The following is a 23855-nucleotide window of genomic DNA, read 5'->3' as shown; positions in this document are numbered from 1 at the left end:
TATCATGTCAAGCAGTGACATAGTATTTTTCTAAGCTATTTAATTATCATTATTATTATATAAATTATTAAGTAACATTTTATTTTTTGCTATAATAAAACTCTAACTTAGAACGATTTCAATTCTTAGTTAGAGTTTTTATTTTGATTTATTAAGGCATAATCTAAGTCCATCTGCCAGTATATTTTCCCTGATCCTGCCTGAACAAAATACCATAATATTTACACTATTATAACACTTTGTCTCCTTGTCTTATAAAAAATATTCATGGCAGTTTTAGACTTGTTATTTTATTTCATGTACCTAAATATTAATTATCATCATAATCTATAAATTCAAAAAATACTTTTATGTGTCCTCCGCAAACCATTCCAAGCTTTGCAGAATCAGAATTTGATAAATTGTATTCTTCCAAAATAGATTTTTTTTCATCAAATAACTTTAATGCTCTTTTATAAACTGAATATTCAACACTTCCCCCGCCAACAGTACCTATAAATTCACCATTTTTATTTATAAGCATTTTTGTACCAGGATCTCTAGGACCTGATCCATGCTTTTCAATTATTGTAGCTAAAACCATTGGCTCACTTGTATTTAATATAGAGTCAGAAATATTATCTGGTATGGTGCTTATTATTTTTTCATTTTTTGTTTGTATTATCTCTGATAAAATGCTTACTGCTACTTCTGCTGGTGTTTTAGCTCCTATACTAAGACCTATTGGAGTATGGACTTTATCAATATCTTCTTTTGGATATCCATTTTCTAACAAACTATTTATTACAAATTTTACTTTACCCTTACTTCCAATCATTCCAACATAATAAAAATCATTTTCTAATATTATTTCTAAACATTGCTGATCATATTTATGACCTCGTGTAACTATAACAAAATAACTATTTTTATTAAATTCAACTTCATTAAGTGCTTCTTTAAAATCCTTACATATTATATTACTTGCCATAGGAAATCTTTCTTTGCTTGCAAATTCTTCTCTATTATCTATTACAGTAATATCAAACTCTAGTAAATCAGCCATTTGGCATAAAGGTAAAGCCACATGTCCACCACCACAAACAATTAAATTAGGCTGTCCTATAATATATTCTATAAATAATTTTATGCTATTATCTAATTCTAAAACATATGTGCCTTTATTAAAATCTATTTTATTAAAAATTTCATTCCAAAAGTTTTTAATATTATCATCTTCTATAGACATAAATCCTTTACTCTTAAATAGTTTCTGTCCTGCTATATTTTTACCTTCATATTCTCCTTCTATAACAGTGACTATAAATACTTCTTTATTTAATTTTAATTTTTTAAAAAGACTCTCATAAAATTTTTTCTTCATCACTCTTTTACCTCATATATATTATTGTAAGATATATTAACTAATTCTTCTCTAGTATCTATATCTTTAACTTCTATTTCATTTACAATGGGAACTTTCTCTAAATCATCAAGATGTTTTTTCATAACAGCCTTTCCTCCAACATCTCCTTTTAAATTTACTAACTCATCAATATATTTCTTTAAAAATATAGTTGGATTACCTAGGTGTCCATTGAATTCAACACATGCCATTCCCTTTTTACTTTTTATAAATCTAAATATTAAATTTTCTATAGTCTGTGATGTTATAAAAGGTTGATCACAAACCATAAACATATATGCATCTGCTTCAATATCTTTCTTAATTCCAAGTTCAATGGAATAAGATATTCCAAGCTCACTATTTTTATTCATTACAACTTCAATAGGCTGTTTTAACAAAGCTGATTTAATTTCCTCATATTGAGTAACTAAAACTATTTTATTAAAATTTACTTTTAAAACTTCATCTACTACATTCATAAACATAGGTTTTTTATCAACTATTGTTAATAATTTATTACCATTAAATCTAGTACTATCTCCTGATGCCAACAATATTAAATTTATTTTCTTCATATTTTTAAATATACACACTAATATTTTGTGTAAATTCCCCTTATTATTTTTAATATACATTCCAAATCCAATTTAATTACGTATATATTACTAAATATAATCAAATCATTTAATAACTATAGGCTTATCACCCTTATCAATAACTTGACCTATGATTCTAGCATATGGAGTGAAATTTTCCATTCTTGATAAAAATTCTTTTGCATGTCTTTCCGGAAGTGAAAGTAGAAGCCCACCTGATGTTTGTGGATCTATTAATACATCTTGTAATTCTTGTGATATATCAGATTCTACTTTAAACTTATCCTTCAAATAATCAAGGTTATTATACATACCTTCAGGTATAATTCCCATCCTAGCAAAATCTAATGTCTCATCGATAATTGGTACAGATTCGCTAAAAATTTCTATGGTTTTTTCACTACCACTAGCCATTTCATAGCTATGACCAACAAGTCCAAATCCAGTTACATCAGTACATGAATGAATTTCTAATCCTGAAGTACATTCTTTAGCATATTTATTTAATGTAGACATTATTGAAGTAACTTCTCTAACCTTATTTTCACCTATCAACTCTGCTTTAGCAGCAGTATTCATAATTCCTATTCCTAATGGCTTTGTAAGTACTATTACATCTCCAGTTTTAGCATTACTATTTGAAAGTATATCTTTTGGATGTGCAAATCCACTTACACAAAGTCCATATTTAGGTGTAGGATCAGCTATTGTATGTCCACCTGCAATTACTGCTCCAGCTTCCTTTACTTTATCATATCCTCCTGCAAGTATTTCACGCATAATTGATATATCTATGCAAGAGGGAAAACAAATTAAATTCATAGCTATTGAAGGATTTCCTCCCATAGCATAAATATCACTTAATGCATTAGCTGCTGCAACTTGACCAAAAATATATGGATCATCTACCATTGGTGGAAAAAAGTCTACTGTCTTGATTACTACAGTATCATCATTAATTTTATATACACACGCATCATCACTTGTATCAAACCCAACAATTAAATTATTATCTTCAAATTTAGGTAAACTACTTAATACATTATGAAGAATTCCTGGTCCTATCTTAGCTGCACAACCAGAATTTTTAGTTAAACTCGTAAGTTTTATATCCTTTGACATATACATTTCCTCCTAACTTATTACTTCAAAATATATTTTTATTTAGACTATGTTCTAATATATTTAATAACTGTAATGGCATTGTACTTTGACTTTGACAACTCTTAGATTAAAACCTAAACTTTATATTTAGCCTTTCAAACTTACTCAGTCCACTTTACTTATGCATATATCAACACACTTCTAAAACATATCCTAATTCTATATAGTAATAACTTTTGATGCTTCTTTCATATAATTTGATATTTCATACATATTACTCACTCTTCCAACTTTCAATTCTTCTTCTAAGCCATAAAAGTTAAGGCATGTACCACAAACCAAAATTTCAACTCCCTTATCTTCTAATTCTTTTAAATGTTCTACAACTTGCTCATTTAAAGTAGGTACTTTAACACCTGCATTCATAAATAAAATTGATTTTGGTAAATCATCAGATTCTGTCATTGTATAAAAATACATTTTAATAAGTGATTTTCCAAGTTCCTCACTTCCAGAACCTATAATTTCTTTTCCAACAAATATTGACCATGTACCTAATTTATTGTTATTAATTTCTTCTATTAATTTATTGCATTCCTGGCATGTTTCTTCTTCATTGCTATCTGCTTTATCATTTAAAAAATATACTTTAAATATCCCATTAATTTCTTCTGATTTTGTTTCAAAATTCATACTATTACCTAATTTTTTTAAATTTTCATTAGCTACTTTATTATCAACCTCAACTATAAAATTAATATTTCCATTATCTATCTCCTTTTTTGCCATTATTACAGGTATTGGACAGTTCTTTCCTTTTGCATCAATTATTTTATTCATAATAATCCTCCCAACCATACTCTATTAAAGTTACTATTTTTACCAATTTTATATTTCAAAGAAATTACAATATATTTTTTTACATTCAAATTTTAAGATTGCTTAATTTAGATTATTTTTATTTATATTGATATATGCAGTGTGTAAATGAACATTGCAATTAGATTTCAAAAATTTTTAATAGATACTTCAAATTTATTGCTTGTCTAAATTCTATCTTAGAAATAATTTAAAATTGAACTATACCCATTCTTAGTATTCATAAATATAATTACTTATTTTGTTTCATGTAAGTATATATCAACATATTACTAAAACTTAAAATTACTCAAATGTAAAATTGCTTCTAAAACCCCTCCTCCTATTGATCTTGCTTTATCTGAAATTGTAAAACAATGGTTTCTCTCACATCTTGGATCAATGTCTCCACTCTTCATACCCTTAAAAACATTGATATTTTTTTGAAGCATGCCTCTTACTATTCCATCTATCTGTGCAAAAATTGGAGTTTCATTGACATAAGCTACAATATCTCCTTTTTTAACATAATCTCCTATTTTTGATACTGGATCTATTTTCCCATCAGCTGTAGCTCTTATTATTCTTTCTTTACTGAATCCTCCTATTTCTCCTGGGACTCCTGTATTAGCAATAGCACTTCCTTTATATATTGGCTTCCCTAAATAATGTCCTCTTTTAGTTTCAATAACACAATGACAATCAACACCAGCTGTAAAACCCGGACCTAAAGCGATTACAATTTTAGCATCATTAATCTTTGTCCCTAAGTTCTTTTTAGCTATAATAGCATCAATTATTATCTTAGGTTTAATTTCATCTATGATTTTTGCTTTTTCATCAATTACGACTGCTATATTTCCATTTTCAATAATTTTATTTATTTCCCTTTTATCAGAAGCAAGTACAGATGTTATTCCCTCAACTACTACTTTTTTATCAAAAACAGCTTGTGAAAAGGCTACTGTTCTTCTTACTGTAGTCGGCTGTGAAATTTCCGTCATAACTATATCAAATCCACATTTTTTTAGTCTAGTGGCAACACCAGTTGCCAAATCTCCAGCACCCTTTATTACTATCATAGTTTTAGACTCCTTTTTAATTTATAAAATATCTATTCTAAATTTCTGCAAATTATTTTAATAATTTTATATTAAAATTCTAATTTTATTTAACCTTATATATTAACATCTCATAAAAAATAACTAAGATAAAATTATATTTTAAATATTATCTTTAAAACTTGTTAATACTAATTCATTAACTCCTAATTTTAAAAGTTCTTTAAAAATATTCTTACCTATATCTAATCTCTTCTCATCATCTACTTTATTCACAATTATTTTATAATCACATTTAACATTTTTCTTTTGACCTTTTTCACTTGATAAAATTTTAGCTATATCTTCTTCATTAATTTTATGATTCTCATCTAAGCCTAAAAATTTTGCAACTAATTCTTTCCTGTGACAAGTTTCTCTAATACTTTTACCAACTGAATCAATTCCACATACTCCCACAACCAAATTACTATTATCTAATATTACTGGTTCATGCTCTGCAGGAATTTTTAATGGTAATCTTTTAGCACCATCTGCTTCTATTAATAAAAAATCACAATATTTTATTAAATTTCTAGTAAATTCAATTGAAAATCCTTGTATCTTCTCTCTATTTATTTTCTTATTAGCTATAACCTTCTCTTTATTTACTAAATTTTTATCTTTACAATCATTAGACTTATTAATACACTTTTGCCCTACAGTAATCATATTTTCACTATTTAATAAATTTAAAATATCATCTTTTTTATCTGTTAAAACAAAATTTCTTTCAGGCATTTGCATATGTGTTGTAGTAGTTATAATAACCTTCTTTCCCAATTTACTTAACTCATTCCCTAATTCATATATTGAGGTTGTCTTGCCTCCACCCCCAACAAATGAGATTATCATTTTTTTATTAACATCTATATTTAATGCTTCTATCAATGATTTCATTTGATTTATTTTTCTGTCTTTACACTTAAAAATTTTCATATTATGTTAACCTATCTCCTTTATGCACTTTTAAAAAGTTAAACTTTATTAATTAAACCCTTAACAAAAATCATATTTTTTTAATTAACAGACTATAACTGGTCCAAACTTTGTATAAGCAATTTCAAGTTTTTTATTATAAATTTCTTCCATTAAATTTATGAATTTTTTTTCATATCCTTGAATTCTGCAATCAATAATATCAACGATTTCGTTTGAACTTAGTATTACTATCTTATCAGCATATCTTAATGCTAAATTAATATCATGAACTGTTATTAAATTAATAAGATTGTTTTTTTTATTAAGTTACTAATAAATTTAAAAAATTCATGTTGTTTTACATAATCTAAAAAAGTATTCGGTTCATCCAAAAGTATGATACTAGCATTTTGAATAAATATCCTTGCTAAATAAACAAGTCTTCTTTCTCCTCCACTAATTTCACTTATATACTTATCTTTTAAATATTCTATATTTAATTTTTTCAAAATATCATCAACTAACTTATAATGTTCTTTACTCGGCATATCAAACACTCCCAAATATGGTGTAATGCCCATAAGTACAACATCTTTTACACTATAATTCTGATTTGTATGCAAATTTTGAGGAATATAAGATATTAATTTTCCTCTATCTTTATTCGAAAGTTTTAATAAATCCTTATTATCATAGATTACTTCACCAGTAATACTTTCTATAAGCCCAATCATAGATTTTAATAAAGTTGTTTTTCCAGCTCCATTTAATCCTAAAAGAATTGTAACTTCTCCTTTATTAAGTACTAAATTTATGTTCTTTAAAACTATTTTATTTGAATAATTTACAGTTAAATTATTTATTTCTAAATCGTTTTTCATCTAATAATATTTTCCTTTCGATTAAGAATATAAACTAAAAAAGGTGCACCAACTAGTGAAGTTAATATACTAACAGGAATTTCTACTGAAGTTAAACTTCTTGCAATAGTATCAGCTATTATAAGTATTATAGCTCCAACAATCATTGTTAACCCCATAACCTCTGATATATCATCTTTAGCATAAAACTTTACTATATGAGGTGCTAGTAAACCTATCCAACTTATAATCCCAGCTACAGATACTACAGTTGATACTAAAAGAGTTGCACAAAATATAGCAATTACTCTAATAACTTTAACGTTTACTCCTAATAATTTTGCTTGATCATCTCCCATAGTAAGTACTTTTAATCTCCATCTAAATAAAAATAATATTATTGATGATATGGTAGTTAACATAAGTACATAGAATACCTTGCTCCATGTACTATTATAAAATCCTCCCATTAACCAAAAATCTATTGATGGTAATTCCTTATATGGATCTGCCAAGTACTTTATAATCATTAAAAATGATGATGATATTGCTCCTGTTACAATCCCTGCTATAATAAGAGCTAATATTCTATTACTTCTCATTTGCCTAGATAAGAGCAATGAAAAAATCACTGCTCCTATTCCAAAAGAGAAAGCCATAACTTGAATTATTATTGGAGAAAAAGGTAAAAAAATTATGGCAATTGCTGCACCTAACGAAGCTCCCGAACTTACACCAAGTACGTCAGCAGATACTATAGGATTTTGAAATATACTTTGAAAAACAATTCCTGATAATGATAATGCAGCTCCACTTATTAAAACTAATACTACTCTTGAAAATCTTATGTTCCATATTAAATTAAATTCTAATGAATTAGATTTTCCATGTAACATAGTATTTATTATATCTATTGGTTTAATATAATATCTTCCTATTAATAGAGATGTAATTATTAATAGTAGTAGAACAATGCTACTTATAATTTTAGAACACCTTAACTTCATATTCCGATATCCTTATTGTCCACTTCTAAATTGAAGAATTTTTTATAAAAATCTTTGGCTGTCTTTTCAAATTCTTCTTTTGAATATTTATCTGGATTAATATTATTTGTCATCCAAAGAATACCTAAAATTGATGATGGAGTTGGATAATCCCAAGGTTCTATTACTGATGGAATAACAAAAACTTTCTTATTCTTTACAGCATTTATATCTTTTAATCTTTCATCATTAAGAACATCATCTACACCATATTTAGCATATTGAACTATATAAATAATATCTGGATTATAAGCTAATAATTGTTCTGCTGATATATCTACCCAATAACCATCTTGAAGAGATGAAGTTACATTATTTCCACCAGAAGCTTCTATCATATAATTTTGATACATTTTTGATGTACATGTTCTTAAAACACTTGAACTTCCTGATAAATAAACCTTAGGTTTATTACTACTATTTTCATTTATTTTCTTTACTTTTTCTAAATTATCTTTATAATATTTTACTATTTCATTTGCTCTTTCCTCTGTATTTGTAGATTTCCCTAAAAGCTTTACACAATCTAGAAATGAATCTAATGATTCTGGTTCTACCGCTATAACTGGTATATTAAGTTCTTCAAATTTAGGGATCATTTCTTTAGTTCTAGTTGGCATTATAACTAAATCTGGATTTATTTTTGCACATTCTTCTACATTTACACTTTTAGCAGAACCAACTTGTGGTTTATCTAAAAACTCCGGTGCAACTCTTCTATAAAGTTCTCTATCTTTAGGCTTCATTTCAATACCTGCAAGTTTATCCTTAAGACCTAAGGCTACCAAAAGTGATGTTGTAATAGGATAACTTGAAATTATCTTATCTACATCTGCCTTTATCTTTACTTTCCTTCCTAATTGATCCTCAACAGTAATAGTTTTGTCCACTTTACTTATTGTTTCTTTACTTTTTCCACATCCAATAAAAAAAGTTGTTATTAATACAAATGCTAACAACATGGATGAAACTCTTTTTAACTTTCTCATACTGTACCCCTTCCTTATTTTGTATACCAGTTATATTATTACATATATATAGTTTTATTCCCAGTATATATTTTACATTTTTGTTTAAGATGTTATTTATTTTTACTTTTATTTTAATTAAAATCAAACCTAGTATAAATAAAATACTAGGTTTGATATAAAATCTTTAACTTTAATCTACTAATAATTAATCAAACTATATATTTTTTTAAATTTATCTATAAGATTCATAATTGTTTTATACTAACTATACATCCCTTTCTTTTAATATTAGATTTAAAATTAATGCAGTAATTGTTCCTGTTGAAATTCCTGAAGTAAATATCATTTTTGCACCTTGTGGTAATTGTGCTACAAAATCTGGTCTAAAAGTTACTCCAAGACCTAATGCTATAGATACTGCTATTATTAATAAATTACGATTGGTTAGCTTAACTCTACTTAATGTTTGAATCCCAGATGCAGCAACTGTACCAAACATAACAATTCCAACACCTCCTAATACAGGTTGTGGCATGATATTAATTAATGCCGCAAATTTAGGAAATAATCCCAATATAACTAATAGTATTCCAGCCATAATTACTACATATCTACTAGCTACTTTAGTTAATGGTATTAATCCTACATTTTGGCTAAAAGAAGTATTAGGAAATGTACCTAATGATCCTGCTAATATACTACCTACACCATCTGCTAAAATTCCTTGTCCAATTCTATTATTATCATCCTTTATTCCTGATACTTGTACAATAGCTTTTAAACATCCTACTGTTTCAATGGTAGTAACAAAGTACGCAGGTACAAATGATATAACATTTTTAATATTAAAATCTACTCCATATTGAAATATCTTAGGCAAAGATAACCAATTTGCTTCACGAACTACAGAAAAATCAACCATTCCAAATGGTATACAAATAATATATCCAACTATCATTCCTATTAAAATAGATGCTGTACTTAACATACCTTTACCATAATGATTTAATAATAATGTAATACTCATTATACATATAGCAATTAAAATATTTTGTAAGCTGCCATATGTGGGTGATCCTACACCTCCTGCTGCCCAATCTATTGATACTGGAAGTAATGTTAATCCTATTAAACAAATTACTGTACCAGTTACTAGTGGTGGAAAAAGCTTCATAAGTGGTTTAATAAAAAAACTAGAAATAATTTCTACAAATGAGCCTAAAATAGTAGCTCCTATTATTCCTGGAAGTCCTGCTACTGATCCAACAGCTATTGATGGTGTTACAAATGTAAAATCAGTTCCCATTATACATGCAACTCTTGCTCCAATAGGTCCAATTCCTCTTGCTTGAATAATGGTTACAATACCAGCGGCTAAAATTGAAGTACTAATTAAAGTTGTTGATGTTTTAACATCAAAACCTAAACTACTTGAAATTACTAATGGTACAACTATAATTCCACCAAAAGCTGCAAATATATGTTGTACACCTAATAAAATTTGAGTTAGAATACTTGGTTTATCATTAACTCCATACATTAATTTAATGTTTGAAACCTGATCAGCTTTAACATTAAATTCAGAATCTTTTTTTGATTCCTTATTTGACTTCATATTTTTATTTCCCCCTAAACCATCACTATCATATTTTCAACTTTTTATCTAACCTTATTTTCGTTCTAAAGATTTCTTAGTAGCATTAAATATCTTTTGATAGCCTGTACAACGACATAAATGACCTGAAATTTCTCTTTTTATTTCTGCATCAGTATATTTTTTTCCACTATTAACAAGTGCTGTAGATGTTAATACTAATCCTGGTGTACAAAAACCACATTGAACTGCTCCTTCATCAATAAAAGCTTGCTGAACTTTAGATAAATTTCCATCCTTCTTAACACCTTCAATAGTTACAATGCTTTTACCATCTGCCCAAACTGCCATATATATACATGAATCAGTAGGAACTCCATCAATTAATACAGTACAAGCTCCACACTCTCCAACATGACATCCACATTTTACACCTGTACAATGTAATCTATTTCTTAAAACATCAAGTAAAGATTCCCTTATATCAACTTCTAAAATATAAGATTTATCATTTACGTTCATTGATATTTTCTTCATTTCTACATTACTCATTTTCTTCACCTTCTACTTCCATAGTCTTTTTTATTCCTCTTTTAGTTAATTCTTTAATTAAATGCTCTCTAAAATCCTTAGATGCACGCCATGAATTTCTTGATTTTGATGATTTAACTGCAAGTTCAGAAATTTTTTTGATATTTTCTTCTGTTGCCTCAATTCCTTTTGCATAATTCTCTGCTTCGTTACATCTTATAGGCGTTGGTGCTGATACACCTAATGCAATCCTTAAATCATTAAATTTACCATCTTCAATTGAAGATAAAACAGCTACACTAACCATAGCTATATCCATAGCTTTTCTATTACTAAACTTTATATAGTTACCTTTTAAATTCTCATAATCTTCTTTTTTAATTATTAAATTAGTTAATATCTCATTACTTTTAATATCCACTTTCCCTGGTCCTAAATAAAACTCCTCTATAGGAACAATTCTCTCACTATTCTTATTCTTAATTTTTAATTTAGCATTAAGAGCAAATAATGACGGTGCACTATCTGCAGAAACAGCTCCGTTACAAACGTTTCCACCTATGGTAGCCATGTTTCTAATTTGTGGTCCTCCCATGGAAACTGCTCCTTCTGCTAATACTTTTATATACTTTTGTATAATATCATTTCTAAATATTTTAGAAAATGATGCCATAGCTCCAATTTCTATTGATCCATCATCTAACATATTAATATCATCAATACCTTTTATCTTTCTAATACTTAATAATTCTGCATCTTTCATTCTATGATGATGCAATTTTATTAAAACATCTGTACCTCCAGCTATTATTTTAAGTTGCTTATTTTCATCTAATAACTCTAATGCTTCTTCTAAAGTTTCCGGTTCTAATATATCCTTAATATCAAACATTTTAACCCCTCCTAATACTACACTAATCCAACTTGATTGAATTTTTCAAAAACAGATTGTGGATTCATTGGTATTTTATTAAATGCAACACCAGTAGCATCTAAAACAGCGTTACGAACAGCTGGTGCTGGTGAAACTGTAGTATTTTCTCCAATAGATTTTTGACCAAATCCACCTGCTGGTTCATATTTTTGAATAAATGCTGATCCAATAGTAGGAGTATCCATTATTGTTTGTAATTTATAATCTAAAAGATTATTATTTAATGGCTTACCAGTTTTCTCGTCAAATAACATTTGTTCTGATAAAGCATATCCAAGTCCCATACTTACTCCCCCATGTACTTGTCCTTCAGCCAACATAGGATTCATAATCATACCTGAATCATGTATATTATATATTTCTAAAACATCTATCTTACCTGTCTTGATATCAACTTCTACTGCTACAAAAGTAGCTCCATATGCTATTGCATTAATTCTAACATTAACCGATGTGTCACTAGTTATAGGGCAGCATTTAATTCTATCATAATATGATTCCATAGCAATTTCCTCAAGTGGACATATTATCCTACCTAATTTTTTTTCTATGATTTTACAATCTACAATATCTAGTTCACTAGGTTGTAATCCACATTTACTACTTGCAAATTCTAACACTTTACCTCTAACTTCTAATGCACACTTCTTAACTGCTGCTCCACTTACAAATGTTTGTCTTGATGCATATGAGCCTGTATCAAAAGGAGTTATATCTGTATCTTGCATAGAAATAACATGTACCATATCTATTTTTAATCCAAGAATTTCAGCCACCATTTGACCAAAAACTGTATCACTTCCTTGACCTATTTCGGTTGCTCCTATCTGTAATTGAACTGATCCATCTTGATTCATTACAATTCTTGCTCCAGCTGGTTCTAACGATACAGGATGTGTTCCAGTAAAATAACTAAAGCACGCCATACCTACGCCTCTTTTTTTATCCTTATTTTCAGCATTATACTCTTTATATTCTTTCTTTTTTTCATTCCATTTAATTAATTCTTTACCTTTTTCCATACATTGTGGTAATGCAAAAGAACGAACTGAATTTTTACTAAGTGGTTCAACATAACCTTCATTAACAAAATTTTTAATCCTAAATTCTATTGGGTCAACATTAAGGGCTTTACATATATCTTCTATATGACTTTCTAATGCATAACACATTTGTGGTGCTCCATATCCTCTCATTGCACCTGCTGCTGGTAAGTTTGTATATACTGTTATTGGGCTATATTTTATTGATTTAAAATCATATACACCTCTAAATTTTCCACCAGCACTTAAAGCAACAGAATGACCATGTGATGCATAAGCTCCATTATTTACAAGATTCTTTATATCTAATGATAATAATTTTCCCTCCTTTGATACTGCGGTTTTAAATTTAATTTTCATAGAATGCCTTGTTCTTGTATCAATAAAACATTCTTCTCTATCTAATGTATACTTAACTGGTCTTCCATCAACGGCAAGAGACATAGCTGCAGTTAATGGTTCAAGAACTATATCTTGTTTATTTCCAAATCCACCACCAACGTAAGGCTTAATAACTTTTATTTTTCCCCAAGGTATTCCAAGAGCTTGTCCTGCAACTCTTCTTACAATATGAGGAATTTGAGTTGAAGAAACTATAACTATACGATCCTCACTATCTACATAGGCATAAGCACTATGATTTTCCATATGACAATGTTGAACTATACTAGTTTCAAAATTTCCTTCAAATATTCTATCTGCTTTTTTAAAATCTTCTTCTACATTTCCAATTTCTGATCCAAAAGAACTTAAAATATTATCTGGTCTTTCCTCATGAATTATTGGTGCATTTTCTTTTAAAGCATCCTCACTATTTATTATTGGTTCAAGAACATCATAATTAACATCTATAAGTTCTAAAGCTTTTGTTGCTATTATTTCATCTACTGCTACTACTGCTGCGATTGCATCTCCAACAAATCTAGCTTTATTAGTAAGAATTAACCTATCCTCTATATCTCTATGATTAGGATCTAAGGACCAGGGATGACCAGCAGTACCAAATTTAATTTTGGGTAAATCTTCATAAGTAATAACTGCTTCTACACCTTCTAACGCTTTTGCCTTACTAGTATCTATATTTTTAACTATAGCATGAGCATAAGGGCTCCTTAAAACTTTACCTATCAACATATCACTTACAAAAAAATCATCCACATACTTTGCTTTCCCAGTAACTTTGGCCACAGCATCACATCGAATTACACTACTCCCTACTATATTCTTAGTCATATTACACCTCCATAAAATTCATCTTACATAAATTGTATTTACTATATTTTAACATATTTTCATTAAAATGTACTTATATGTTAAGTACTTCAATATCCTAACATATAAAAAAATACCCCTTTATATTACTAAGTACATAGCATATTTCATGCCAAAGCCATACTTATAAGCTTTTTCGTGCTTATGTACTAATTTTCTATTACTTTATTAATTAATTTTAAGAACCTCTCTTTTCATATAATAAAAAATTTTTAACAAGCATAAGTAATTGTTTACATGATTATTGGAATTTTCCATTTTTAAAATATATATTTTTATCATTTTGGTAATTTAAAATCATAAAGATACATATTCTCAGTAATATTGCATTTGTTGAAATTATCAAAACGATAACTTATATTATCATTTTGATAATTTTAATTTAATAAATCTATTTTAATGAAAAATTAAACTTTTGATGTTTAATGTTTAAATGGCATAAATACATTAAATTTAAATATATTAAACTTAAATTATAATGGCATAATAATTGCTATAATTGTTAATTAATTCAATGTATATTTAGAGAGTTCTATTAGAGCTTTATCATAATTATGGAGGATATTCAAATGCAAAAAAAAGATATAATGGATTTATGTGTAAATAAGTGTAAGGAAGGTATGTTAAATTCAGAAGGTGGACCTTTTGGTGCTGCAATTGTAAAAGATGGAAAAATTATAGCTATTGCAAATAATACCGTAGTTAGTACTAATGATCCTACAGCACATGGTGAAATAAATGCAATAAGGCAAGCTTGCAATAAATTATCTACATTTGACTTAAGTGGATGTGAATTATATACAACATCTGAACCATGTCCAATGTGTATGTCAGCAATAATATGGGCTAACATATCAAAAGTTTATTATGGTTGTACAGTTAAAGATGCTGCTAATATAGGATTTAGAGATGAACATATATTAAGCTTTTTAAAAAATGATTGTAATAACAAAAATATATTAGATTTAGAGCAAATAGATAAATCTAATTGCATGACTGCATTTGAGATGTGGACAAATAGTCAAAATAAAACTAATTATTGATATCTCCTAAAATTAATTAAATAAATATAATTAGAGGTTGTCTTTAAATTTTTTTAAAGACAACCCCTTTTATTTCTATAAAATACTTTATATATTATTTTTTAGCTTTTTTATAAAATGTATTTTTTAATGGTAATTCCTTTCTAAATATTCCATCTAACTTATAATAAGCTCCTTGGACTGCTGGTGCTGTTGGTATACATGTAATTTCTCCAATTCCTTTTGCTCCAAAAGATAGTTCTTGAGTATTTTTTTCTATTATAATAGGTGTAATTTCAGGTATTTGTGTTGCTCTTAAAAGTCCTAGTGTTCCAAATTTTACTTTAGGAACTGACTTTTCTATTCTATAATCTTCTGTTAATGCATAACCTAGTCCCATAACAACTCCACCTTCAATTTGTCCTTCTACATTCTTAGGATTTATTGCTTTTCCAACATCATGAGCTGCAACTACTTTTTTTAGCTTTCCTTGTTCATCAATAACAACAACTTGAGTTGCATATCCATAGGCAACATGACTTACTGGATTTTCTTTAGGACTACCCATTTTATCTGTAACTCCTGTATATTCTCCAAAGAATTCTATACCTTCTAATTGTTCTAATGTTTTTCCTTTTAATGCATCTTTTAATTTTAATGCTGCAATCCTTGTAGCCTCCCCTGTGAATACTGTTTGTCTTGAAGCTGTTGATGTTCCTGAATCTGGAGTTATTTGAGTATCAGGAGTTTCATAAATTATTTTAGATGCAGGTATTCCTAAAACTTCACCAACAACTTGTACAACCACAGTTCCTACACCTTGACCCATACAAGCCGCTGAAGTCCTTATATGAACTTTTCCATCCATTACTCCAACCTTACACCTTCCTGTATCTGGCAGACCAACACCAATACCTGAATTTTTAAATGCACAGGCTATTCCAACATATTTATTGCTATAATAAATATCTTTAACAGCTTCTAATGTTTCAACTAAAGCAGTTCCTTCATCAGCTATTTGACCATTTGGAAGAACTTGTCCTGGTTTTATTGCATTTAACATTCTTATTTCAAAAGGATCTATACCAACCATTTCTGCTAATTGATTTAAATTACATTCTGTTGCAAATGCTGATTGTGTTACTCCAAATCCTCTAAAAGCTCCTCCTGGAGTATTATTTGTATAAACTGCTGTTCCATCAACAATCATATTTTGATAATTGTATGGACCTGCTGCATGAGTACATGCTCTTTGAAGAACTGGTCCTCCAAGAGATGCATATGCTCCTGTATCAGCTATTATTTTTGCTTTCATTCCGGTTAATTTTCCATTTTCATCACACGCTGTTGTAAATTCCATCTCCATAGCATGTCTTTTAGTATCAACTATTATACTTTCTTGTCTTGTAAGGCACATTTTTACTGGTCTTTTAGTAAGATATGCAAGTAGTGCTGTATGATGTTGACAACTCATATCTTCTTTGCCACCAAATCCTCCTCCTACATATTTTGAAATAATTCTTAATTTATCTTCTTCTAAGTTTAATAGTGAACTTATCTCTCTAAAATCATCATATATACTTTGAGTTCCTGTATAAACTATTAATCCATCTTTTCCATCTGGAACTGCCACCGCTGCTTCTGGTTCTAAAAAAGCATGTTCAGTAAATGGTACACTATACTTATTTGTAACAACATATTTAGAATTCCTTATTGCTTCATCAGCATTTCCTCTTACTAAATGCTCATGTACTAGAATATTTCCACCTTCATGTATCTTTGGAGCACTGTCCTTTAAAGCGTCTTCTGGAGATGATATTGGTTCTAACTCCTGAAACTCTATTTTTATGTGTTTTAAGGCTTCTCTAGCAATTTCTTCTGTTTCTGCAGCAACTAAAGCAACAGTATCTCCAAGATACCTTGTTTCTTCTCCTACTTTTATTAATGCTGGAGTATCTTTTTTAAGATGACCTAAATATCTTTTTCCTGGAATATCTTCTGCAGTTACAATTTTAATTACTCCTTTAATTTTTTCTGCTTCTGTTATATCCATACTCTTTACTAAAGCTCTAGGATACTTACTTCTTAAAGCAACACCATAAATCATTTCATTAATTCTTATATCATCTGTATATTCACCTGCACCTAAAATTTTATCTTTTGCATCAACTCTTGCCATAGGTTCTCCTATTAAACCTTTACATTTAACTTTAGGAACTTCTTTATTTTCTCTAAATATTTCTGCTGCCATCATAATTGCTTTTTCTATTTTTACATAGCCTGTACATCTGCATATATTCCCTATTAATGCCTTCTTAATTTCTTCTCTTGTTGGTTGTAAAGTCCTATTAAACAAAGCTTTTGCACTAATAACCATTCCTGGTATACAAAATCCACATTGTACTGCACCAGCTTGAGTAAAAGCATAAGCAAATACATCTCTTTCTCGCTCACTAAATCCTTCTATTGTTGTTATTCTTTTTCCATTCACTTTTTCAATAGTAAGAATACAAGACTTCATAGCTTTTCCATCCACTATAACCATGCATGTTCCACAAGCCCCTTCTGAACATCCATTTTTTACAGATGTTATATTACAATCATCTCTCAAATATTTTAAAAGTTTCTTATTTTCATCTACACATTTTTCTTGACCATTAAGAATGAATTTAAACAAATCTTATCACTCCTCATAACTTCAAATTTCCCTTTTTAATATTCCATAGTTTATTTTTAATCTATAAATTATAATATATTCACCTAATGTAATAGCCATATTATAACCAATAATTTTCAATATTCTTAAACAAATTTTATCTAATATTATACAAATATAATATTCCATTTTATTACTAGTAATAGCATATTTCATGCCAAAATCAAATCATAGTTCTTTTAAAGTTTTTGTTCTAATTTTTTATTAATTATAAATAAATATACGTATATTTTTCTTAAATAATAATATTTTTTATAAATTTAATAATTAATTACAGGTTAAATTTTTTAATATAATTATTTTTTATCATTCTGGTAATTAATAATTATTAGATTACATATTATTAATCAAAAATATTTATTGAAATTATCAAAAAGATAAATTCTTTATCATTTTGATAACTTCGTCTTATTATTTTATAGCAAATTCTATAAAAATATCTAACAACTAAAACTGCCCTTGACAAATTTAAATTTCAATATTTATAGATAACAAAAATGACTGTGCCACGCTTTTATTTCACAGTTATTAACTCTAAACTTTCCACTCTCCTATCTCAACTAATACTTGGTTTAGCCTAGATTTTATCAATCTTTAAAACTTTTATATTTTCCTATATATTAAAAAATGCACATCAAAGATAAAACAAGCTCTTGTAAAATAATATACTCTAACTTGTTGTTTTCTCTAATGTGCTTATAAATATTTATAAACATAATTATTATATATGACTATAATGTACTTAAAAATATTTTATATATTATTTAAATCAACCTTTGATCTTTTAATAAATTTACCATATCCTTTTTTTCCTATAAACTTATTATCTTTAACTATTATTTCTCCACGTGAAATAGTCATTATTGGATAACCTTTTACCTTTATTCCTTCATAAGCAGAATAATCAACATTAGAATGTAAATTAGAATTTGATATAGTAATTTCTTTTTCTGGATCAATTATTACTATATCTCCATCTGAACCAACTTGTATACTACCTTTCTTTGGATATAATCCAAATATTTTAGCTGGCTTTGTACAACATAAATCTACAAACTTATTTAAATTAATTCTACCTTTCATAACTCCTTCAGAAAATATAAGTGGAATTCTTTCCTCAATTCCAGGAGCTCCATTTGGACATTTAGTAAAGTCATCTTTTCCTTTTTGTTTATCTTCTTTAAAAGAAAATGGACAATGATCTGATGCTATAGTTTGTATATAGCCATCATTAATTCCTTTCCATAATTTTTCTATATCTCTTTTTGATCTTAATGGAGGACTAATTATATATTTTAATGATTCATTATTTGGTAAATTATATTTACTTTCATCTAATACTAAATATTGTGGACATGTTTCTGCAAATACTCTTTGCCCTCTTTCTTTTGACATTTTTACATAATCTAATCCTAACTCTGATGATAAATGAACTATATAAAGTGGTGCATCTCTTACTATTGATGCCATATTTATCATTCTATTCACAGCTTCTGCTTCACTTTCAACAGGTCTACTTAGATAATGATATAATGGTCCAGTGAGTCCTTTTTTTATATAATTTTCCTTTAATAATTTTATACTACCATCATTCTCACAATGAACAGTCATAATACCTTTTAATTCTTTTAGTTTATTTAAAACTTTAAGTACCCCTTTATCATCAATCATATAATCATAGGTTAAATAGACTTTAAAACTTGGTATTCCTTCTTCTTCAACTATTCTCTTCATTTCATCAATTATGCTATCATTTACATGTTGAACAACACCATGAAAACTATAATCTATTACACATTTATCATCAGCATATCCATGATAAACATCTACTTGATGCTTTAAATTACATCCCTTAGGTCCAAACCCCATATGATCTACAACAGTAGTTGTTCCACCACAAGCTGCTGCAACTGTTCCTGTATAAAAATCATCATTTGCAACAGATATTCCTACATCCAAGTTTAAATGAGTATGAACATCTACTCCTCCTGGAATAACATATTTACCTTTAGCATCTACTATTTCATCAGATTTTTTTTCAAGATTAATACCAATTTCCCTTATAATACCGTCTTCAATATAAATATCTCCATTATAAATATCACTGGCAGTTATTACAGTTCCATTTTTTATTAATAAAGACATTCTTACCACCTCGTTTTATAAAATGCTTTTTAAAAAACTATCTTTAAATTAAGCTAGTTATCCAAAATTTCAATACCTCTAAATACATTCTTTATATATTCTATGTATTCAACAATTCGTTTTTTCATAATTTCTCTTTCTTCATCCGTACTTTTTTCTATATCTATAATAAAAGTATCCTTTCTTTCACTTATTCTCTTTAAGAATTCATCGTCCTTTTTTTTCAACACTCCTATTACTATTTTTTTACTATCCAAACACTTATTTATTAATTCTATAAATTTTGGACAACATTTTTCTAAAATTCCAACCTCATCTAATAATATTATTTTAGACATCTCATCTTCTATACTTCTCTTTAATATATTTACACCAGTAATATCAAACCCTTTAGCAAGAACTATACATTTTTCTAATGATGTATTTCTTGAAATCTTATCTTTTAATTTACTTCTTAAATTAACCCCTTCTATATAGTAACCACTTTTTTTCTCATTTTCATAATAAGGTAAAGTTCTATATCCTGAATATGAAATTGTTAATTCATTTAGTATTTTATTAACTAGTGTACTTTTTCCGCATTGTATTTTACCTGTAATAAATATATTTTTATACATAACTAAAATTACTTTTATAATTAATATGATGAGGTAGATATTCTACCTCATCATATTAGTTATAATGTAGCAATTACCTCTATTTCTACTGGAGCATCCATTGGTAATTTAGCTACTTGCACACAACTTCTTGCGGGGAAATTTTGTGTAAAATATTTTGAATACACTTCATTTACAGCGGAAAAATCATTTAAATCTCTTACAAAAACTGTAGTTTTTACTACATTTTCAAGTTTTGAACCTGCATTTTCTAAAATAGCTTTACAATTTTCTATACTTTGCTTAGTTGCTTGTCTTATTTCTGTCTCTAATACTTTTGTTTTCGGATTTATAGGCAATTGTCCAGATGTAAATACTAATTTATCTATAATTATCCCTTGTGAATATGGACCAATCGCTTCTGGTGCATTTTGTGTACTAATTATTTTCTTCATAATAACTTCTCCTTTTTTCTATATATTTTTATTACTTTGTTTACATAATCTATTTTAAAATTATTTATATTGCATTGATAATGCATTCTTTGGACATCTGGTTACGCATAATCCACACCCAAAACATTTTTTACTATCAATAATTAATTCATTTGAAACTTCTATTGCATCATACACACAACTTGTTTTACAAACTCCACATTTTATGCAAGCATCTTGATTTACAGTAGGTGCTATTGCTTCTGTTCTAAAATTTCTTTCATCAGCTTTTTTATGAGCAAGTCCTATTATTTCATTAACATCTTTGTATCCATGATTGTCTAAGAATTCACTTAATTCTTTAGCTATTTTTCCATAAACACTTGGACCTTTTAAAATAGCTTCTGTACATACTTGTACAGCTTGTGCACCTGCCATTAACATTTCTGCTGCATCTTTACCAGAAGTAATACCTCCCACGCCTATTATCGGAATCTTTATTGCCCTTGATGCATCATAAATATTTCTAATAGCTACCGGTTTTACTGATGATCCTGATAACCATCCATATCCAGTTTGACTACCCATAATTGGATATCCTGTTTCTACATCTATTGACATGCAAGGTCCTAATGAATTTATCATTACAAGTCCATCTGCACCTGCGTCTTCTAATGCCTTAGCTATTTTTTGAATATCTGTATGAGGACTCATTTTCATAAATACAGGACAATCAAGTGCTGATTTAGCTGCCTTCATTGCATCAACTATTGGAGCAATATCAGTTCCAACATAATGAGTTGATAATTCAACAGCATCTGCATATGGTTTTACTAAAGGTGCAACTTTTTTTATTTGATCTGCAGTATATCCCATGCTTACTATCATTGGAACTCCTGCTTCTTTTGCTTTTTTATATTCTTTTTCTATCCATTGCTCTTTTGGAAGTTCTGACCAAAGCTCTGTATTTAGAAAACCAGAATTTGTTTTTGCCATACAAGGTCTTGGAACATCTGCTGGTTTTTCAGATATAGTTTTTGTAACTAATCCACCTGCACCTCCCTTTGCTGCAAGAACACATAATTCTCCATCTCTTGCACCTGGACCTGCTGCTGTAAATATTGGATTATTAAATTCCATTCCCAATATATTGACTTTTAAATTTGCCATAATACTATTCCCCCTATAAACCCTCATATAAACTAATCTTGTCTATTGTACCTTTCTTATATTAATCTCATAAATATCATTTCATTTTTATTGCTATACATATTTACCTATAATACTTTGTTTCTATTTAAAAAATACTACTTCACATGCCTAATAAAGTATAATAACTACATTACATTGAAATTATAATGTAATATTTTTGATCTCATAAAAATTCCTTCTAATTAATATTTTTCCATAATCTTTCAGAAACTTCTCTAGACTTCTTAAATATTTCATTTTCATCTAATGTTACAATTTTTCTATTTTCCATTATAACTTTTCCATTAACAATTGTTGTATCTACACATCTTCCACTAATTCCAAACATTATGTGACCATTAAAGTTTTGTTCATTCATAGGTGTTAATGGATTATAATCAACAATTATTAAATCAGCATATGCTCCTTCTTTTAATATACCAAGTGGTTTGTTAAAATATTTAGCTGCTATGTTTCTATTATTTTCAAATATCATTTTATTAGTTTCTACAAACCCTATATTTGAATCACATAAATTATGTTTATGAATTATATTTTCAACTTTCATTGATTCAAACATATCTGATGTGTATCCATCAGTTCCAAGACCAACTACTACTTTATTTTTAATCATTTCTATTACTGGAGCACATCCAACAGCATTACCCATATTAGATTCTGGATTATTAACTACATTAGTATTAGTTTCTTTTAAAATTTTAATCTCTCTTTTGTTTATATGAACACAATGAGCTGCTATTGTCTTATTTCCTAATATTCCAACATCATATAACCTTTCAATTACTCTCTTACCGTTATTTTTCAAGCAATGATTTAAATCTTCAATTCCTTCTGCTGCATGAATATGATATCCAGCCTCAAGACCTTTCATACTATCTACGCACTTTTTTAAACTTTCATCGCTAAGAGTAAATGATGCATGCATCCCAAACATACCTTTTACCATATCATCATTTCTTTTAATTGAATCTTTAATAAAGTTAACGTTTTCCTGTATACCTTCATTTAGAATCTTTTCGCCATCTCTATCAGAAACTTCATAGGCATAAACTCCTCTAATACCTAAATGAGTAGCTGCATCTGCTATAGTAAATAAACTTCTACCAGCTGACATCGGACTAGCATGATGATCAAATACTGTTGTAACTCCATTTTTAATACAATCAATTAAGGTTGTATAAGCACTATATTTAACATCTTCTAAATTTAATTTCTTATCTATTTTCCACCAAACATTCTTAAGAATATCTATAAGATCTTTAGCAGGTGGATTATTTAATATTAGCCCTCTTGCAAAAGCACTATATATATGATGATGAGTATTTATTAATCCAGGCATTATAACTTTATCTTTTGCATCTATAAACTCATAATCTTTATACTTTGTTTTTAACTCATCAGTATTACCAACTTCTATAATCATATTGTCTTTCATTGCAATACAACCATTTTCTAAATATGGTTTTTCATTATCTTGAGTTATTACTCTTCCGTTCCCTACTAATAGCATTAC

20 protein-coding genes are annotated in these 23855 nt (G+C 28.0%); 1 reads left to right on the top strand and 19 read right to left on the bottom strand.

The window, feature by feature from the left end:
* Nucleotides 1–310: 310 nt before the first annotated feature.
* The 13 genes from BGI42_RS03165 to xdhA form a co-directional block, all read right to left on the bottom strand.
* Entirely contained in the window at nucleotides 311–1366 is a 1056-nt protein-coding gene (locus BGI42_RS03165; protein ID WP_069678929.1) for an XdhC family protein, read from the bottom strand.
* Complete coding sequence (locus BGI42_RS03160; RefSeq protein ID WP_069681016.1) at nucleotides 1363–1962, bottom strand: nucleotidyltransferase family protein; 600 nt, start codon at nucleotides 1960–1962, stop codon at nucleotides 1363–1365. Before BGI42_RS03160 ends, BGI42_RS03165 begins: the two co-directional genes overlap by 4 nt.
* Nucleotides 1963–2067: 105 nt before the next feature.
* Nucleotides 2068–3105 carry a selenide, water dikinase SelD gene (selD, locus tag BGI42_RS03155; protein WP_069678928.1) on the bottom strand — a complete coding sequence of 346 codons (1038 nt, stop codon included), beginning with the start codon at nucleotides 3103–3105 and terminating at the stop codon, nucleotides 2068–2070.
* Between the two features lie 201 nt (nucleotides 3106–3306).
* Nucleotides 3307–3927 (bottom strand): sulfurtransferase-like selenium metabolism protein YedF, encoded by a 621-nt coding sequence (gene yedF, locus BGI42_RS03150; RefSeq protein ID WP_069678927.1) that lies wholly within the window; start codon nucleotides 3925–3927, stop codon nucleotides 3307–3309.
* A gap of 311 nt (nucleotides 3928–4238) precedes the next feature.
* On the bottom strand, nucleotides 4239–5027 hold the full coding sequence (gene yqeB, locus BGI42_RS03145; RefSeq protein WP_069678926.1) for a selenium-dependent molybdenum cofactor biosynthesis protein YqeB: 789 nt from the start codon (nucleotides 5025–5027) through the stop codon (nucleotides 4239–4241).
* A gap of 141 nt (nucleotides 5028–5168) precedes the next feature.
* Nucleotides 5169–5984, bottom strand: a complete 816-nt coding sequence (gene yqeC / locus BGI42_RS03140) for a selenium cofactor biosynthesis protein YqeC (RefSeq protein WP_069678925.1) — start codon at nucleotides 5982–5984, stop codon at nucleotides 5169–5171.
* A 278-nt stretch (nucleotides 5985–6262) separates the two neighbouring features.
* A complete protein-coding gene (locus tag BGI42_RS03135) occupies nucleotides 6263–6847 on the bottom strand; it encodes an ABC transporter ATP-binding protein (protein WP_242984741.1) in 585 nt (194 codons plus the stop codon).
* Nucleotides 6844–7833, bottom strand: coding sequence for a FecCD family ABC transporter permease (locus tag BGI42_RS03130; protein ID WP_069678924.1), 990 nt, complete (start codon nucleotides 7831–7833; stop codon nucleotides 6844–6846). Before BGI42_RS03130 ends, BGI42_RS03135 begins: the two co-directional genes overlap by 4 nt.
* Entirely contained in the window at nucleotides 7830–8861 is a 1032-nt protein-coding gene (locus tag BGI42_RS03125; protein WP_069678923.1) for an ABC transporter substrate-binding protein, read from the bottom strand. The genes BGI42_RS03130 and BGI42_RS03125 overlap by 4 nt, the downstream gene beginning before the upstream one ends.
* A gap of 247 nt (nucleotides 8862–9108) precedes the next feature.
* On the bottom strand, nucleotides 9109–10458 hold the full coding sequence (locus BGI42_RS03120) for a nucleobase:cation symporter-2 family protein (protein ID WP_069678922.1): 1350 nt from the start codon (nucleotides 10456–10458) through the stop codon (nucleotides 9109–9111).
* A gap of 54 nt (nucleotides 10459–10512) precedes the next feature.
* Entirely contained in the window at nucleotides 10513–10989 is a 477-nt protein-coding gene (gene xdhC / locus BGI42_RS03115) for a xanthine dehydrogenase subunit XdhC (RefSeq protein ID WP_069678921.1), read from the bottom strand.
* A complete protein-coding gene (xdhB, locus tag BGI42_RS03110) occupies nucleotides 10982–11860 on the bottom strand; it encodes a xanthine dehydrogenase FAD-binding subunit XdhB (protein ID WP_069678920.1) in 879 nt (292 codons plus the stop codon). The genes xdhC and xdhB overlap by 8 nt, the downstream gene beginning before the upstream one ends.
* A gap of 17 nt (nucleotides 11861–11877) precedes the next feature.
* A complete protein-coding gene (xdhA, locus tag BGI42_RS03105) occupies nucleotides 11878–14178 on the bottom strand; it encodes a xanthine dehydrogenase molybdenum-binding subunit XdhA (protein ID WP_069678919.1) in 2301 nt (766 codons plus the stop codon).
* A gap of 608 nt (nucleotides 14179–14786) precedes the next feature.
* Here xdhA and BGI42_RS03100 point away from each other — a divergent pair.
* Nucleotides 14787–15260 (top strand): nucleoside deaminase, encoded by a 474-nt coding sequence (locus BGI42_RS03100; RefSeq protein WP_069678918.1) that lies wholly within the window; start codon nucleotides 14787–14789, stop codon nucleotides 15258–15260.
* A gap of 94 nt (nucleotides 15261–15354) precedes the next feature.
* On the opposite strand, the gene xdh is transcribed toward BGI42_RS03100, so the two are convergent.
* The 6 genes from xdh to ssnA all read right to left on the bottom strand — a co-directional run bounded on the left by xdh (nucleotide 15355) and on the right by ssnA (nucleotide 23852).
* Nucleotides 15355–17916 carry a selenium-dependent xanthine dehydrogenase gene (xdh, locus tag BGI42_RS03095; RefSeq protein WP_069678917.1) on the bottom strand — a complete coding sequence of 854 codons (2562 nt, stop codon included), beginning with the start codon at nucleotides 17914–17916 and terminating at the stop codon, nucleotides 15355–15357.
* A 792-nt stretch (nucleotides 17917–18708) separates the two neighbouring features.
* Nucleotides 18709–20100, bottom strand: a complete 1392-nt coding sequence (hydA, locus tag BGI42_RS03090) for a dihydropyrimidinase (protein WP_069678916.1) — start codon at nucleotides 20098–20100, stop codon at nucleotides 18709–18711.
* A 53-nt stretch (nucleotides 20101–20153) separates the two neighbouring features.
* A complete protein-coding gene (locus BGI42_RS03085) occupies nucleotides 20154–20717 on the bottom strand; it encodes a nucleoside-triphosphatase (protein ID WP_069678915.1) in 564 nt (187 codons plus the stop codon).
* Between the two features lie 59 nt (nucleotides 20718–20776).
* Nucleotides 20777–21151, bottom strand: coding sequence for a RidA family protein (locus tag BGI42_RS03080; RefSeq protein WP_069678914.1), 375 nt, complete (start codon nucleotides 21149–21151; stop codon nucleotides 20777–20779).
* Between the two features lie 60 nt (nucleotides 21152–21211).
* Entirely contained in the window at nucleotides 21212–22300 is a 1089-nt protein-coding gene (locus BGI42_RS03075) for a 4Fe-4S binding protein (RefSeq protein WP_069678913.1), read from the bottom strand.
* 220 nt (nucleotides 22301–22520) lie between these two features.
* Nucleotides 22521–23852, bottom strand: coding sequence for a putative aminohydrolase SsnA (ssnA, locus tag BGI42_RS03070; protein ID WP_069678912.1), 1332 nt, complete (start codon nucleotides 23850–23852; stop codon nucleotides 22521–22523).
* Nucleotides 23853–23855: the final 3 nt, after the last annotated feature.

It is taken from the genome of Clostridium taeniosporum (assembly GCF_001735765.2).
Lineage (GTDB): Bacteria > Bacillota > Clostridia > Clostridiales > Clostridiaceae > Clostridium > Clostridium taeniosporum.
This window is presented reverse-complemented; position numbering and strand designations above follow the sequence as displayed.

Excerpts from the sequence above, each read along its gene's own strand:
- BGI42_RS03160 (WP_069681016.1), bottom strand. The coding sequence starts at position 1,962 with ATGAAGAAAATAAATTTAATATTGTTGGCATCAGGAGATAGTACTAGA.
- selD (WP_069678928.1), bottom strand. The coding sequence starts at position 3,105 with ATGTCAAAGGATATAAAACTTACGAGTTTAACTAAAAATTCTGGTTGT.
- yedF (WP_069678927.1), bottom strand. The coding sequence starts at position 3,927 with ATGAATAAAATAATTGATGCAAAAGGAAAGAACTGTCCAATACCTGTA.
- yqeB (WP_069678926.1), bottom strand. The coding sequence starts at position 5,027 with ATGATAGTAATAAAGGGTGCTGGAGATTTGGCAACTGGTGTTGCCACT.
- yqeC (WP_069678925.1), bottom strand. The coding sequence starts at position 5,984 with ATGAAAATTTTTAAGTGTAAAGACAGAAAAATAAATCAAATGAAATCA.
- BGI42_RS03135 (WP_242984741.1), bottom strand. The coding sequence starts at position 6,847 with ATGAAAAACGATTTAGAAATAAATAATTTAACTGTAAATTATTCAAAT.
- BGI42_RS03130 (WP_069678924.1), bottom strand. The coding sequence starts at position 7,833 with ATGAAGTTAAGGTGTTCTAAAATTATAAGTAGCATTGTTCTACTACTA.
- BGI42_RS03125 (WP_069678923.1), bottom strand. The coding sequence starts at position 8,861 with ATGAGAAAGTTAAAAAGAGTTTCATCCATGTTGTTAGCATTTGTATTA.
- BGI42_RS03120 (WP_069678922.1), bottom strand. The coding sequence starts at position 10,458 with ATGAAGTCAAATAAGGAATCAAAAAAAGATTCTGAATTTAATGTTAAA.
- xdhC (WP_069678921.1), bottom strand. The coding sequence starts at position 10,989 with ATGAGTAATGTAGAAATGAAGAAAATATCAATGAACGTAAATGATAAA.
- xdhB (WP_069678920.1), bottom strand. The coding sequence starts at position 11,860 with ATGTTTGATATTAAGGATATATTAGAACCGGAAACTTTAGAAGAAGCA.
- xdhA (WP_069678919.1), bottom strand. The coding sequence starts at position 14,178 with ATGACTAAGAATATAGTAGGGAGTAGTGTAATTCGATGTGATGCTGTG.
- BGI42_RS03100 (WP_069678918.1), top strand. The coding sequence starts at position 14,787 with ATGCAAAAAAAAGATATAATGGATTTATGTGTAAATAAGTGTAAGGAA.
- hydA (WP_069678916.1), bottom strand. The coding sequence starts at position 20,100 with ATGTCTTTATTAATAAAAAATGGAACTGTAATAACTGCCAGTGATATT.
- BGI42_RS03085 (WP_069678915.1), bottom strand. The coding sequence starts at position 20,717 with ATGTATAAAAATATATTTATTACAGGTAAAATACAATGCGGAAAAAGT.
- BGI42_RS03080 (WP_069678914.1), bottom strand. The coding sequence starts at position 21,151 with ATGAAGAAAATAATTAGTACACAAAATGCACCAGAAGCGATTGGTCCA.
- BGI42_RS03075 (WP_069678913.1), bottom strand. The coding sequence starts at position 22,300 with ATGGCAAATTTAAAAGTCAATATATTGGGAATGGAATTTAATAATCCA.
- ssnA (WP_069678912.1), bottom strand. The coding sequence starts at position 23,852 with ATGCTATTAGTAGGGAACGGAAGAGTAATAACTCAAGATAATGAAAAA.